This is a genomic window from Xanthomonas sp. NCPPB 3218 (assembly GCF_056725185.1).
The window spans coordinates 22,486-36,859 of the sequence record NZ_CM161516.1 but is presented as its reverse complement, the minus strand read 5'-3'; the positions used below and the strand labels follow the sequence as shown (position 1 = coordinate 36,859).

The following is a 14,374-nucleotide window of genomic DNA, read 5'->3' as shown; positions in this document are numbered from 1 at the left end:
ACGCCTCGTGGCGCAACGCCGATATCGCATCCGCAAGGTCGTGGCTTGTCCGACCCGCAGCGCGCGAGGCCACACGCACGCCTCTTCCGCGATCGGCATCTCGCTGGACACACCGGGAGTGCCAGTAAACGCAAGCGCCCAGCCGCCATGCAGCCTTTCGCACACACGCTTGAGCCTGCCATCGGCATGCACCCGGGCCCGCATCGATCTGCAGCCTCGACGATTGCACCCACTATAGAAGTGTGATTTAAGTCACATATCTGCTGTCGCCGTCCAACGCGATGCTGCCGACTCACCAGCGACGCGCAGCACGCCCTGCGTTGAGCCGGATGTCCTCGGCGATGACGGCAGTCGGTCCCATCCCGGTGCGCGATACCGCCGCCGCGGACTCCAGACCTCATTCATCTGTCGCCGCGCCCCGCGGCGGCGAAGCCGTGGGCCCCACCAAGGAAGCAACCTCATGACACAGCAACTCACTACCGGCCAACACGGACGCGACGACTGGGTGGACTGGCTCCGCGGTGCCAGCGTGTTGATGGTGATCGTGCTGCACGCCTACGGCTTTGCCTTCGATGCCTACCCGGAACTGCGCGGCGGCGCTGCTGAAGAAAGCAGCGCACTGATGCTGTCGATCGAGCGCCTCAACCGCTCGCTGGCGCCGCTGCGTATGCAGCTGATGTTCCTGCTCTCGGGCCTGTTCGTGGCGCGTGGGCTGGACAAGGGCATCGCGCCCTACCTCGGCGGCAAGCTGCGGCACGTGCTGTATCCCTACCTGCTCTGGTCGGTGCTGATCTTCGCCCTGCGCGAGGCCGGCTCGGTGCTGGCCAAGGCCGAACCCATCGCCTGGGTGGACCTGGGCAAGATCGCGGTCGGCAATGTGGCACTGACCTGGTTCCTGTTCTACCTGTTCGTGTTTCTGGTGCTGATGCCCTTGCTGCGCCGGCTGCCGGCGCCGTTGGTCCTGGCCGCGACCGTGCTGGGCTCGGTCTGCCTGGGTCCGCTGCTGCGTCAGGGTGCCGATCCGTTCTATTACTTTGCGTTCTTCTACATCGGCACGCTGCTGGCCGGCCGGGTGCCGGCACTGCTGCGGCAGGCACCGCGCTGGATCTGGCCGCTGTCGTGCCTGAGCCTGTGCGCCATCGTGCTGATCGCCAATCTCACCGCGCTGCACAGCATCTGGATCGGCTACCTGCCGCTGGTGCTGGTCGCGCTGCCGCTGCTGATCACCGCGGCGATGTGGGCGAACCGGCAACCGGCCGCGCAGGCAATCCGTTATGTGGGCCGCAACTCGGTGGTGTTCTACCTGAGCCACTTTCCGCCGTTCATCGTGCTGGCCTACCTGCTGCCGCGCTGGATCGACGAGGGGACGGTGCTGTTTTTCGCCTTGTTGAGTGTCGGCGTGCTGGGGCCGGCGGTACTGTGCCTGCTGCGCGCACCGGGCCGCCTGCCCGCGCTGAACCTGCTGTTCTCCGCGCCGCTGCCGGTGCGTCGCCCACGCAGCTTGCCTGTCGCCGGCAAGCTGCACGCCTCGCCGGTGTCCGCATAGCCGCAGTCCTTGCCGGCAGTGCCGCCCAGCGGCGCTGCCGATCCGGCTGATACGGCTGATGTCGTGCGGTCATACGACCACACACCGCCGTCCTAACCCGGGTGATGCATTCCATGCCGCATCACCTGGGCCGACTGTAGCGACGGCAACCGACCTGCAGCCCTGTGGCAGGGCTGCAGGCCAGGCGATCAGGCCGCCTTGTCCAGCGTGGCCATGTCGATCACGAAGCGGTACTTCACGTCGCTCTTGAGCATGCGCTCGTAGGCCTCGTTGATCTGGTCGGCGCGAATGGTTTCGATGTCCGAGACGATGTTGTGCTTGGCGCAGAAATCCAGCATTTCCTGAGTCTGGCGGATGCCGCCGATCAACGAACCGGCCAGGGTGCGGCGCTTCATCACCAGATTGAACACGCTCGGCGAAGGATGCGATTCCTCGGGCACGCCCACCAGCACCATCGCGCCGTCGCGCTTGAGCGCATTGAGGAACGGGTCCAGGTTATGCGGCGCGGCCACGGTGTTGAGGATGAAGTCCAGCGTGTTGGCCTGCGCGGCCATCTGCACCTCGTCCTTGGACACCACAACTTCGCTGGCGCCCAGGCGCAGCGCATCGGCGCGCTTGCTCTCGGAGGTGGTGAACAGCACCACGGTGGCGCCCATCGCCTTGGCGATCTTTACCGCCATGTGGCCCAGGCCGCCCAGACCGACCACGCCCACCTTCTGACCGGGACCGACCTTCCAGTGCGCCAGCGGCGAATACGTGGTGATGCCGGCGCACAGCAATGGCGCCACTGCGGCCAGGTTGTCGCTGTGCGAGATGCGCAGCACGTATTTCTGGTCGACCACGATGTGGTCCGAGTAACCACCGTAGGTGTTCTCGCCGCCACCAAACATCGGGCCGTTATAGGTGCCGGTGAAGCCCTGCTCGCAATACTGTTCTTCGCCTTCCTGACAGGACGCGCAGCTGCGGCAGCTGTCGACCATGCAGCCGACGCCGGCCAGATCGCCAACCTTGAAGCCGGTGACCGCATCGCCGACCGCAGTGACGCGTCCGACAATCTCGTGGCCGGGCACCGACGGGTAGCGCGTGTTGTGCCATTCGTTACGTGCGGTGTGCAGGTCCGAGTGGCACACGCCGCAGTAGGCGATATCGATCTGCACATCGTTGGGGCCTGGCGCACGCCGTTCGAACACGAACGGTGCAAGCGGCTGATCGGCAGTTTGGGCGGCGTACGCGTGGGCTTGGCTCATGGGGGAGACTCCAGATGTGACGTCCCCCGCGACAGTGCGGGAGACTAGAAAAGGGTGGCGCTAGCTTAAGACAGGCGCCTGTCGCACTCCTGCGACAGTGCGTCTTGCCTGGCGGGTTGCGGACGCGACCGCAGCGGCATGGTGCGCCCTGCAGGTGTTTGCGCGCGATCAAATCGGCGTTCGCCGGCGTGAATGGCGCGCTAACGCCGGAGCTTCTACGCTGACCAACCACCATCCTGCGCTGCACCATCCCTGCTGGCCGTGCCCTCCCCCTGCGGCCGCCTACGTCGATGCCGAAGGAGGCTTCCATGTTCCGCTCTCCCCCCAACCTCCCATCCTTGCGCAGTGCCGCACTCGCACTGACCTTGTTGGCCGCACTGCCGCTGGCGCACGCCAAGGAGCCTGCGCGCCCCGGAAAGGAATCCAGCGGCCTGAAGTATGTCGGCGTCAATCTGTCCGGCGCCGAGTTCAACTCACGCAAGAAGCCCGGCACGCTGTTCAAGGACTACACCTACCCGGCCGCGTCGGACTTCAGTTATTTCGCCGGCAAGGGCATGAATACGATTCGCCTGCCGTTCCTGTGGGAACGCCTGCAACCACAGCTCAACGGCGATCTGGATCCGGCGCAACTGGCGCTGTTGAAGAAATCGGTGGATGCGGCCAAGGCCAACAAGCAGTACCTGATCCTGGATGTGCACAACTACGCCAAGTACAACGGCAAGCGCATCGGCAGCAGCGAGGTGCCCACCGCCGCGGTGGCGGATCTGTGGCGCCGGCTGGCGCTCGAATTCAAGGACGACAAGTCGGTGATCTTCGGGCTGATGAATGAGCCCAACGGCATTTCCGCCACCGATTGGGCGAGTGCTGCGCAAGGTGCGATCAACGCGATCCGCAAGACCGGCGCCAGGAACCTGATCCTGGTGCCGGGCACCGCCTACAGCGGCGCGCACAGCTGGCGCAGCTCCAACTATGGCGTCTCCAATGCCAAGGCGCTGGAAATCCTCAAAGACCCGGGCAATAACCTGGCCTTCGAAGCGCACCAATATCTGGACAACGACTACAGCGGCACCAAGCCGGTGTGCACCAGCGCCACGGTCGGCGAGGAAAAGCTGCGCGGCTTCACCGCTTGGCTGCGCGAGAACAAGCAGAAGGGCTTTCTGGGCGAGTTCGGCACCGCCAACAATCCGGTCTGCGACCAGGCGCTGGAAGGCATGCTGACCTACATGGAAAAGAACAGCGACGTGTGGCTGGGCTGGACCTGGTGGGCCGCTGGTGCATGGTGGAAGCCGGAATATTTCTTCACCGTGCAGCCGGGCAAGGACGGCAGCGACAAGCCGCAGATGTCGATTCTGAGCAAGTACGCCCGCCGCGCGACCAAGTAAGCCGCGCGGTCCGCTCGATCACGGTGGTCGCAGCGGTTGCTGCGGCCACCGTTTTTTTTGCGCGCCATGCGCCCTGTTTTGCCACGCGTCACCGATGACATCCACCAGCGATTGCAGACCGCGCGCCGCATCCATCTCAGCCGCAATCCGATCTTCTTATTGCACCAGGTGCACTGGCTGCCCGCTGCCGAAAGCATGACGCCGCCCACACCTAGTGCGCGGTGCACATGGCAAGTGCCGAGGTTGCGCGACCGCACCAGGTGACTTTTGCATGTGCGTGCGCGTTGATCGCGCAGCAGCGCGGTGGCGATTGCAGGTGCTGCGCCGCGCGTTGCGCGTTGCGTTCTGATAATTCCCCGCGCAATGCGGCGTACGTCGCAATTGCGATGCGCACCACTGCCAGGCGCACGGCGCCATCGACCTGCAGCGTTGCGATCGCACCATGGCGGTCCAGCGATGCGGGAAGCGGCGTATTTCCGCAGCCATTCGGCGCAGATTGCAATCGGCATGCAATGCGTGGGACCGCCCGGTGTCGCCTTACCACAACAAAGCGTGCGCATGTTTGGCAATAAACGCGAAGTCGCTCACAGCTCCAATTAAGTGATAGCTCGCATTCGTAGTTTGAATGTCTCGATGCGCTTAGGGTGAAACGCGATGCAGTGTCGTCATGCACGTGGCAGGTCCACGCCAGGGCAATGCATCTCCCCCGCGAATGCTTCAGGAGTCACCCATGCTGCCCTCCCCCACGCCGACGCGCCGACTGTCCGGCCGTGCGTTGTCATTGCTGCTGCTTGTCATCGTGCTGCTTGCAGGTGTGCCGTTCGCACAGGCACAGAACCGCCTGAAGTACGCAGGCGTCAATCTTTCCGGTGCCGAAATCAAATCCTCGCAAAAGCCCGGGGTGCTCAACGTCGACTATCTGTATCCGGCTGCCAGCGATTACCGCTACTTCGCCGGCAAACACATGAACATCGTCCGGCTGCCCATCCTGTGGGAGCGCCTGCAACCCAAGGCCGGTGGCGACCTGGATGCGGCGCAGCTGGCACTGATCCGCCAGGCCGTGGCCAACGCGAAGGCGGCCAAGGTTTACCTGATCCTGGATATCCACAACTACGCCCGGTATTACGGCAACAAGATCGGCAGCGCGCGCGTGCCGATCAGCACCTTCAACGATCTGTGGCGACGCCTGGCGATCGCCTTCAAGAACGACAACAGCGTGATCTTCGGGCTGATGAACGAGCCTTACGACATCAATCCGCAATCCTGGGCCAACGCCGCGCAGGCATCGATCGACACCATCCGCAAGACCGGTGCCAACAATCTGATCCTGGTGCCCGGCGCGCTATGGAGTGGCGCGCACAGCTGGTATTCCACCGTTGCCGGCCAGTCCAACGCAGTGGCGCTGGCCTCCATTCGCGACCCGCTCAATCGCTACGCCATCGAAGTGCATCAGTACCTGGATACGGACTCCAGCGGCACCAGCGCCGGCTGCGTCAGCAGCACCGCCGGTGCCGACCGCCTGCGCAGTTTCACCCAATGGCTGCGTCTGAATCACAAGCAGGGCTTTCTCGGCGAGTTCGGCACCGGCAACAACGCCACCTGCAATAGCGCACTCAACGGCATGCTGGGCTATCTGGAAACCAACCGCGACGTATGGGTGGGCTGGACCTGGTGGGCCGCCGGCGCGTGGTGGAACCGCAGCTACCCCTTCAACGTGCAGCCCGATGCGCAGGGCCGCGACAAGCCGCAGATGTCGATCCTGAGCGCGCGCGCAAAACGCGTCACCCAGTAGTCGGAGCAAGCAGCGTGCGATGGGCAACCGTCGCACGCTGCGCAGCAAGCACCCAGCTAACGCATGTACACCCGGTATATGCCGATGCCCGGCAACAGCCGTGCCCAGCCGCGGTGAGCACAGTCGTCACGCAGCAAAACGCCAGCACTCAGCACGCGCTCTAGCGCTCGCTGCGTGTGCGTGCGCTACAGCAGTGCAGCGTCGGTGATCCGGCGCCGCGCCGTTGACGGCGAGCGTATCCATCCGCCGATTTTTCGACAGCGCCATGCATGCGATGGCGGTGTCGACAAGCGTGCGCGACCGCTTTTCAGCGCGGCGCGTCACAGCGTGCTGTTCCAGAACGTGACCCTTGCGGTAAGTGACTGCGACCCAGCCTACACATTTAATTCACATTCGATGTGGTGAGCGTTTCGGCACGGCAGATGCATTGGTTACGACAGGTGTGGCGCACCTCGCGCAGATCGCACGCAAACCGCTGCGACACACCATCCCCGTCGTCGAAGGAGTTGTTTCATGTCTGCTGTCTCTCAAACGCTGCGCACCGTTTTCCGCTGCGCCCTGCTCTGCATTCTGTTCGGCACATTCGCACCCGTCTACGCACAAACACGCGCACTGACGTATGCCGGCGTCAATTTATCCGGCGCCGAATTCGCATCGTCCAAAAAACCCGGCGTCCTCAATAAGGACTATATGTATGCCTCGGCCAGCGATTACACCTATTTCGCCGGCGTCGGCATGAACACGATCCGCCTGCCGGTGCTGTGGGAACGTCTGCAGCCCAGTGCACGCGGTGAACTGGATCCGACCCAACTGGCCCTGGTGCAGCAAGCCGTGGCACGCGCCAAGGCATCGGGCATGTATCTGGTGCTGGACATCCACAATTACGGCAAATACTACGGTTACAAGATCGGTGGCGACGAAGTGCCGATCGCCACATTCGCCGATTTGTGGCGCCGCCTTGCGCTGGCGTTTCCCAGCGACAATGCGGTGATCTTCGGGCTGATGAATGAGCCCAATGGCGTCTCGGCCAGCGCCTGGGCTGCCACTGCACAGGCAGGCATCAATGCGATTCGTGCCACCGGTGCGAACAACCTGATTCTGGTGCCGGGCGCATTATGGACCGGTGCGCACAGCTGGTATTCGCCCACCAACGATGGCTATTCCAACGCAACCGCATTGGTTTCGATCTACGATCCGCTCGATCGCTACGCGTTCGAAGTGCATCAATACCTGGATGCCGATTCCAGCGGCACCACCAATGTCTGCGTCAGTGCCACCATCGGTGTCGAGCGTCTGCGTAGTTTCACCGAGTGGCTGCGCACCAACCACAGGCGCGGGTTTCTGGGTGAATTCGGCACCGCCAACAACCCCGTCTGCAATGAGGCACTGCGCGGCATGCTCCGCTATATCGATGCCAATGCAGATGTCTGGTCGGGCTGGACCTGGTGGGCTGCCGGTTCGTGGTGGAATGTCAGCTATCAGTACAGCGTGCATCCCAACAAGGACGGCACCGACAAGCCGCAGATGTCCATCCTCTCGCCGCAGGCCGTGCGCGCCACACGTGCCATTCCTTAATCTGAGGCAGATGGGTTGAGTCACACGAGCCGCCGCAAGGCGGCTCGCTTCTTTTGCATCTTCGTACTGGCTGTCTATTGGATGACAGGCCGGGCAGGACGGTTTCGATGTGACACCGTTTACGTCGCTCCCAGCACACTACGCGCCCATTGCGCCGCAATGCCGCAAACCACTGGCTGATGAACGTGCGAACGTGCGTGCGCCATCGGACGCACCCCGGGCGCATCATCACCGAAGCTTGAGCTCACTGAACTCTTGCTGCGGCTTCTGACGGCCATTCACCTGGCAGCGATAAGGCCGCGTCCAGCATGGGCGCACTTCACTGCAGGAGCATCACATGGCACATCGACTGATGAAGACCGCGCTGATCGGCGCACTCGCTTTGGCAGCGCAGGGCGCGTTCGCGCAGGCCGCTGCCGACAAGCCGGCCAAGGCGCTGACCTCCCGCGAGGTCACCAGCATGCTGACCGACAAGGGCTATACCAAGGTGCACGACGTCAAGTTCGAACATGGCGTGTGGACCGCCGACGCACGCAGCGGCGACGGCAAGGACGTGGATGTGCGTATCGATCCGGTGACCGGCCGCGTGTACGGCGACCAGACCACTTCCAAACTGAGCGAGGCCGATATCCGCGCCGCGCTGTCGGCCGGCGGCTATTCCAACGTGCACGACCTCAAGTTCGAAGACGGCTTGTGGAAGGCCGATGCCGAGCAACGCGGTGGGCAGAAGGTGGATCTGCACGTCGACCCGGATGACGGTCACGTGGTGAGCGTGGATAACGATTGACCAACGCACCCCGGAGTCGGTGACGCGCCGACAATGCGCCGCGTTGATAGCAACGCGTTGTCGGCAGCACGATTGAAGGCATCTCCCAGGCCGGTGGCATCCTCTCTCATAAGAGCACCGACGAACAGATATACTTCAGTGGGAGGCGGCACGTGATCCGACGCATCGATGCACTGCATCGACACGGATCGTGAGCTCGTCCGCAACCGTCACGACCAGGACGAACCAACACAAAGGGCCTCCAACAGGAGGCCCTTTGTGTTGATCGCGATACGCGGGCTCGCCGCTGCCGCGCACCTTGCAGGCCGCATCACGACGCCATGCAGTAGCTGCATGACATCGCATGCGGTGCTGGCGTCGGTCAACGCGCCGGCGCTGCCTTCTTGCCCTCGGCAGCTGCGTCACTTTCGGCGTCAGGCGCCGCTGCTGCGGCGCCCGCAGCGGGCTTGCCGGCCATCATGCGATCGCGCGCAGCCTTGAACGGGTTGCCGGCATACCAGTTGGGCCAGCGCTGGCCGGCGGCCACCTCCTTGCCCACGCCATACACCGCCTGCAGGTCTTCGATGGTGCCATCGAGCTTCCAGCTGGCCGCATCGTATTCGTCGCCCGGGGCGTGATAGCGATTGCGCCCATAGTCTTCGGCGGCCGCGCGCCCGGCCGCAGTACCGCCCTCGCGCAGGTCTTCGCCGCCATCGGCATACAGCGCCGGCACACCGGCCTTGGCGAAGTTGAAATGATCCGAGCGGAAATACGAGCCGCTTTGCGGCGTGGCTTCGGCATGCAGGGTGCGGCCCTGCATCGCGGCGATCGGCTTGAGGATGTCTTCCAGCTCCGAACTGCCCATGCCCACCACGGTGACATCGCGTGCGCGCCCGGCCACCGACATCGCATCCAGGTTGATCACCGCCGCGATCTTGTCCAGCGGAAAGCTCGGGTTGGCCACGTAGTACTTGGAACCGAGCAGGCCGGATTCTTCCAGCGTCACCGCAACGAACACCACCGACCGCGCCGGCTTGGGATCCTGATGCGCAAACGCGTCGGCAATCTCGAGAATGCCGGCCACGCCGGTGGCGTTGTCCACCGCGCCGTTATAGATGTTGTCGCCACTCTCGCCCGGGTGTTTGCCCAGGTGATCCCAGTGCGCCATATACAGCACCGCCTCGTCGGCATGGCTGCTGCCCGGCAGCACGCCGACCACGTTGCGCGAGGATTTCTCTGCGATCGTGCTCTTCAGGTCCACCGACCAGCTGGCCTTCAACGGCACCGGCTTGAAGCCACGCTTGCTGGCGTCCTTGTAGGCCTGCGCCAGCTCCAGCCCGGCATTGGCGAACAGCTGCTTGGCGGTCTCGGCGCTGATCCAGCCCTGTACCGGCAGGCGCGGATCGGGATCGTCCTTGGCCGGCAGGTCGTATTGCGGGCCGGCCCAGGAATTTTTGACCACGTCCCAGCCATAGCTGGCGCCCGGGGTGTCGTGCACGATCAGCGCGGCGGCCGCGCCCTTGCGGGCGGCTTCCTCGAATTTGTAGGTCCAGCGGCCGTAGTAAGTCATGCGCTTGCCGTCGAACAGCTTGGCATCGCCGGTATGGAAGCCCGGGTCGTTGACGAACATCACCACCGTCTTGCCCTTCCAGTCCTGGCCGGCGTAATCGTTCCACTGCTGTTCGGGCGCATCCACGCCGTAGCCGACGAATACCAGCTCGCTGTTGTCCAGCTTGACCTCGGCCTGGCCGGTGCGGGTGCCGACCACGATGTCGGTGCCGAAGGCCAGGGTGCGGGTCTGCTCGCCGCTGCGCAGGCTGGGTGCGGTGGCTGCATCGGCGGTGGTTTCCACCATTGGCACGTCCTGGAACCAGCTGTCGCCGTTGCCCGGCTGCAGGCCGATGCGCTGCATCTGGTCGCGGATATAGGTGACGGTTTTCTCTTCGCCCGGCGTGCCGGGGCCGCGTCCTTCGAATTCGTCCGAGGCCAGCGTCTTGACCAGCTCGGCAAAGTCGTCGCCGGTCAGCTCCGGCGAAAAGGTGTGGCGGCTGACCGGTGCGCTGGCCGCCGTGTCCACCGGCGCCTGTGCGGCGGGCGCGCTTGGTGCGTCGGCGGATTCGCGCTTGCAGCCGGCCAGGGCCAGCGTCGCGGCCAGGCACAACAGGATCTTGCGGGGCATCGGGACTCCTCGTGCGGCGAAGGTCCCCCGATTCTAGGCGCTGGCCCCGTGGTGAGCGCGTCAGTCCTTGGGTGCCACGTCGCTGTCGAAGCTGCGCGCGGTGGCGCCGGTGACGGCACCGATCTTCGCAGTGCGGTGCACGTACAGGCTGACCTCGCGTTCGAACTCCAGCGGGCCATCGACCACCGCATCCGGGCCGATCACCACGCGCGGCTTGCGCGCAGGCTTGAACGAGAAGCTGAAGTTCGGCTTGGTGACCTCGATCCCGCCATGCACATGCGAGCGCACCCCGACGGTAATGTCGCCGTTGACGGTCTCGATGCCCTTGCCGAGCTCGGTTTCCACCAGGCCGATACTGCCGTTGACGGTTTCCACACCGCCGCTGATGCGGCTGCCGCGCTCCACCAGCACGCTGCCGTTGACCGTCTCCAGCCCGCCGGATACCACCACCTTCTGCCCCAGCGTGATCGCGCCATTGACCGTGGAGACATCGCCGGTGCGGGCGTTGTCGCCGATCTGGATACTGCCGTTGACCGTTTCCACGCTCCGGGTCTGCGCGCCGGCGCCGACCTCGATGGAGCCATTGACGGTGTCCAGCCCGCCATAGACCTTGCCGGCCTCGGCGCTGATGCGACCGTTGACCTTGCTGATGTCCTCGTCGGCCCAGGCGCTTGCGCAGACCAGGGACAATGCCAGAAGAAGATGCTGGGGCTTCATGCTGAACCTTGCGCGGCGGCGGCTGTCTTGGGCGTGGCGGTGATCACACCATGCTTGGCTACAATCGCGCACCTGCCTGAAGTCACTGGACCTTTCGTTGCCCCTGTCGCCCGCCCCGCGCTCGCGCCTGCCGTCCGCCCCCGCCACCGGCCGCTGCCGCGCGTGGCTGACGGTGACCGTACTGGCCTGCACGCTGCTGGGCAGCACCGCGGCCGGTGCGCAAAGCCAGCGCGAAACCGAGCGCAAACTGCAGCAGCTGCGCGACGAACTCAAGACCATCAGCGCCGACCGCCGCGAGCTGGAAGGCAAGCGCGGCACTGCCGCCCAGCAACTGCGCCAGGCCGATGAGAAGGTGGCCAGGACCTCGCGTGCGTTGAGCGAGACCGAAACGGCGATGCGCGAGCAGGAACAGCATCTGGGCAAGCTGCAGCAGGAGCGTGCGCAGCTGCAGCGCGGCCTGCAGAACCAGCGCGTGCAGCTGGCTGCGCTATTGCGCGCCGCCGACCAGGTCGGCCGCAACGCGCCGTTGAAGGTGTTGTTGTCGCAGGACACCGTGGGCGATGCCACGCGCATGCTGGCCGATCATCGCTACGTGCAGAACGCGCGTGCGCAGCGCATCCAGGCACTGACCACGCAGCTGGATGCGCTGACCAAGGTGGAGCAGGACATCGCCAACCGTCGCCAGGCACTGGATGCGGCGCGTGCGCAGCAAAAGGCGCAGGCCGCATTGCTGCAGAAGGATCGCTCGCAGCAGGCGGCGACGGTCGCGCAGCTGGACGACCGCTACAAACAGCGCGCCGAACGCGAAAAAGCCCTGGGCCAAGACGCCAGGTCGTTGGAGCAGCTGCTCGCCAACCTGCGCGCGGCCGCTGCCAAGGCCGAGGCCGAACGGCGTGCCGCCGCCAGACGCGCCGCCGCCGAAGCCGCCGCGCAGGCCAAACGCAGCAAGACCGAGCGCCCCGAGCGTCCCGGCAAGACCCCGCCCAAGGTCATCGCCAGTGCGCCGGCGCCCAAGGTCGGCGGCCTGAGCTGGCCGGTGGCGGGCAACCTGCTGGCGCGCTTCAATGCCACCTTGCCCGATGGCCATACCAGCAAGGGCGTGCTGATCGGCGCGCCCAAGGGCAGCACCGTCACCGCGGTGGCCGATGGCACGGTGGTGTTCTCCGACTGGATGACCGGTTACGGCATGATCCTGATCGTGGACCACGGCAACGGCTACATGAGCCTGTACGCGCACAACGACACGCTGTTGCGCGATGCCGGCGCGTCGATCAAGCGCGGCGAAGCGGTGGCCAAGGTCGGCAGCTCGGGCGGGCAGGGCGTGCCGGCGCTGTACTTCGAACTGCGTCGCAACGGGCAGCCGGTGGATCCGTCGAGCTGGTTGCAGCGCCGCTGAGTGCCGCACACGCCGCGCGCGTGCCGGTGCATGACCGCCGCCATACCTGGCCCCGCCAAGTCAACGCGGATTTACCGCGGCTTCGCGCATAATCCAGGCTGCTCCGTTGCGGGGCGTCTTATCTCTTTGTCGGAGTGCTTCATGCGCGTAGCCGTCCTGTCCGTTGCCCTGTCGCTGGCGTTGTTCGCCTCACCCGGTTGGGCGCAGAAAGCCAGTCCCGCCGCCGCCCAGGCCACTGCGGACGATCCGGAAGCCAACGAAGCCGCCGTCTCCAAGGTGCCGCTGGACGAGATCCGCCGCTTCGTGGCGGTGTACAACGCGGTCAAGCAGGCCTACGTCGACCCGGTCGAGGACAAGAAGCTCATGCACGCCGCAGTGCGCGGCCTGCTCTCGGATCTGGACCCGCACAGCACCTATTTCGACAAGGAAGATGCCGAAGCCTTCGACGAGCAGGCAACCGGCGCCTACGACGGCATCGGCGTGGAATTGCTGCAGCAGCAGGACAACACGCTCAAGGTGATCGCGCCGATCGACGACACCCCGGCCGCACGTGCCGGCATCCGCGCCGGCGACGTCATCGTGGCCATCGACGGCAAGCCGATCGACGCCAGCAAGGCGATGGAGCCGCTGCGCGGCGAATCCGGCAGCAAGGTCGTGCTGACTATCGTGCGCGACAAGGCACCCAAGCCGTTCGACGTGACCCTGCAGCGGCAGACCATCCGCGTGGCCAGCGTGCGCAGCAAGCTGCTGGAGCCGGGCTATGGCTATATCCGCATCAGCACCTTCCAGGCCGACACCGGTGCCGACTTCCAGAAGAACCTCAAGCAGCTGCAGGCCGGCGGCAAGTTGCGCGGCCTGGTGCTGGACCTGCGCAGCAACCCGGGCGGTCTGCTGACCTCGGCGGTGCAGGTGGCCGACGACCTGCTCGACAAGGGCAACATCGTCAGCACGCGCGGGCGCATCTCCATCAGCGATGCCAAGTTCGACGCCACCCCGGGCGATCTGCTCGGCGGCGCGCCGGTGGTGGTGCTGGTGGACGCCGGCTCGGCCAGTGCCTCGGAAGTGCTGGCCGGCGCGCTGCGCGACAACCAGCGCGCGCGCATCATCGGCAGCCGCACCTTCGGCAAGGGCTCGGTGCAGACCGTGCTGCCGCTGGACAACGGCGACTCGGTCAAGCTGACCACCGCGCGCTATTACACCCCCAGTGGCAAGTCGATCCAGGCCAGCGGCATCGTGCCGGAAGTGCTGCTCACCCCCGAACCGCAGCCCGGCGATGCCGACGTGCCGGCCAGCCTGGCCGACTTCAGCGAAGCCACGCTGCCGGGCCATCTGCGTGGCGATGCCGAAGGCGAGGAGGGCTACACAGCCGGCGACGTGCTGCCGGGCGATGGCCCGATCGCTTCCGCGCTGGCCGAGCTCAAGCAGCCCGGGTCGGCGGCCAAGGCGCAAGCCGCGCTCAAGGCCAAGGCACAGGCAGCGCAGAAGGCCAAGGCCGCCAAGACCGCAGCCGAGCCCAGGCCGGCCGCCGCGCGCCCGGCAGCAGCCGACAAGCCCAAGCCTGCCGACAAGCCGAGCGAATCGGCCGACAAGGCCAAGCCCGCGCCGCCGGTGGAACCTGCCGCGCCTGCGCCTGCGCCGGCCGAACCGGTCAAGTAATCCGGCCACAGCGCAGCGGGTGAATCACCCGCTGCGCGCCAGGCCCGATCGCTACGCATCGGCACTGCCACGCCACCTGCACGCATCCCTGGATCACCCGGCCGCCACAGCGACGGCG

At 65.5% G+C, this 14,374-nt stretch carries 10 protein-coding genes; 7 read left to right on the top strand and 3 right to left on the bottom strand.

Going from position 1 to position 14,374, the window contains the following annotated elements; translation table 11 throughout:
• The first annotated feature begins 460 nt into the window (after nucleotides 1–460).
• On the top strand, nucleotides 461–1,546 hold the full coding sequence (locus AC1PLS_RS00155; protein WP_184432739.1) for an acyltransferase family protein: 1,086 nt from the start codon (nucleotides 461–463) through the stop codon (nucleotides 1,544–1,546).
• A 188-nt stretch (nucleotides 1,547–1,734) separates the two neighbouring features.
• On the opposite strand, the gene AC1PLS_RS00150 is transcribed toward AC1PLS_RS00155, so the two are convergent.
• Nucleotides 1,735–2,793: an NAD(P)-dependent alcohol dehydrogenase gene (locus AC1PLS_RS00150; protein ID WP_184432741.1), complete on the bottom strand. Its 1,059-nt coding sequence runs from the start codon at nucleotides 2,791–2,793 to the stop codon at nucleotides 1,735–1,737.
• Between the two features lie 308 nt (nucleotides 2,794–3,101).
• Here AC1PLS_RS00150 and AC1PLS_RS00145 point away from each other — a divergent pair, with 308 nt between their 5' ends.
• From AC1PLS_RS00145 to AC1PLS_RS00130, 4 genes are all read left to right on the top strand, one after another.
• Nucleotides 3,102–4,175: a glycoside hydrolase family 5 protein gene (locus AC1PLS_RS00145; RefSeq protein ID WP_184432743.1), complete on the top strand. Its 1,074-nt coding sequence runs from the start codon at nucleotides 3,102–3,104 to the stop codon at nucleotides 4,173–4,175.
• A gap of 802 nt (nucleotides 4,176–4,977) precedes the next feature.
• The gene (locus AC1PLS_RS00140; RefSeq protein WP_184433052.1) at nucleotides 4,978–5,967 is read left to right on the top strand and encodes a glycoside hydrolase family 5 protein; all 990 of its coding nucleotides are present in this window, start codon (nucleotides 4,978–4,980) and stop codon (nucleotides 5,965–5,967) included.
• A 513-nt stretch (nucleotides 5,968–6,480) separates the two neighbouring features.
• Complete coding sequence (locus AC1PLS_RS00135) at nucleotides 6,481–7,542, top strand: glycoside hydrolase family 5 protein (protein WP_054591745.1); 1,062 nt, start codon at nucleotides 6,481–6,483, stop codon at nucleotides 7,540–7,542.
• Nucleotides 7,543–7,879: 337 nt separating this feature from the next.
• Nucleotides 7,880–8,329, top strand: coding sequence for a PepSY domain-containing protein (locus tag AC1PLS_RS00130; RefSeq protein ID WP_046345206.1), 450 nt, complete (start codon nucleotides 7,880–7,882; stop codon nucleotides 8,327–8,329).
• A gap of 361 nt (nucleotides 8,330–8,690) precedes the next feature.
• Here AC1PLS_RS00130 and AC1PLS_RS00125 read toward each other — a convergent pair whose 3' ends face one another.
• Nucleotides 8,691–10,487: a M28 family metallopeptidase gene (locus tag AC1PLS_RS00125; RefSeq protein WP_184380623.1), complete on the bottom strand. Its 1,797-nt coding sequence runs from the start codon at nucleotides 10,485–10,487 to the stop codon at nucleotides 8,691–8,693.
• A gap of 60 nt (nucleotides 10,488–10,547) precedes the next feature.
• Nucleotides 10,548–11,204 (bottom strand): DUF4097 family beta strand repeat-containing protein, encoded by a 657-nt coding sequence (locus tag AC1PLS_RS00120; protein ID WP_046345204.1) that lies wholly within the window; start codon nucleotides 11,202–11,204, stop codon nucleotides 10,548–10,550.
• Nucleotides 11,205–11,301: 97 nt separating this feature from the next.
• Here AC1PLS_RS00120 and AC1PLS_RS00115 point away from each other — a divergent pair, with 97 nt between their 5' ends.
• Together AC1PLS_RS00115 and AC1PLS_RS00110 are read left to right on the top strand one after the other, a co-directional pair.
• Nucleotides 11,302–12,600, top strand: coding sequence for a murein hydrolase activator EnvC family protein (locus AC1PLS_RS00115; RefSeq protein WP_184380621.1), 1,299 nt, complete (start codon nucleotides 11,302–11,304; stop codon nucleotides 12,598–12,600).
• A gap of 141 nt (nucleotides 12,601–12,741) precedes the next feature.
• Complete coding sequence (locus AC1PLS_RS00110; RefSeq protein ID WP_104553578.1) at nucleotides 12,742–14,256, top strand: S41 family peptidase; 1,515 nt, start codon at nucleotides 12,742–12,744, stop codon at nucleotides 14,254–14,256.
• Nucleotides 14,257–14,374 lie beyond the last annotated feature (118 nt).

Bases quoted from the DNA above. Each gene is read 5' to 3' on its own strand.
- AC1PLS_RS00145 (WP_184432743.1), top strand. From the start codon at position 3,102: ATGTTCCGCTCTCCCCCCAACCTCCCATCCTTGCGCAGTGCCGCACTC.
- AC1PLS_RS00120 (WP_046345204.1), bottom strand. From the start codon at position 11,204: ATGAAGCCCCAGCATCTTCTTCTGGCATTGTCCCTGGTCTGCGCAAGC.
- AC1PLS_RS00125 (WP_184380623.1), bottom strand. From the start codon at position 10,487: ATGCCCCGCAAGATCCTGTTGTGCCTGGCCGCGACGCTGGCCCTGGCC.
- AC1PLS_RS00135 (WP_054591745.1), top strand. From the start codon at position 6,481: ATGTCTGCTGTCTCTCAAACGCTGCGCACCGTTTTCCGCTGCGCCCTG.
- AC1PLS_RS00130 (WP_046345206.1), top strand. From the start codon at position 7,880: ATGGCACATCGACTGATGAAGACCGCGCTGATCGGCGCACTCGCTTTG.
- AC1PLS_RS00110 (WP_104553578.1), top strand. From the start codon at position 12,742: ATGCGCGTAGCCGTCCTGTCCGTTGCCCTGTCGCTGGCGTTGTTCGCC.
- AC1PLS_RS00155 (WP_184432739.1), top strand. From the start codon at position 461: ATGACACAGCAACTCACTACCGGCCAACACGGACGCGACGACTGGGTG.
- AC1PLS_RS00150 (WP_184432741.1), bottom strand. From the start codon at position 2,793: ATGAGCCAAGCCCACGCGTACGCCGCCCAAACTGCCGATCAGCCGCTT.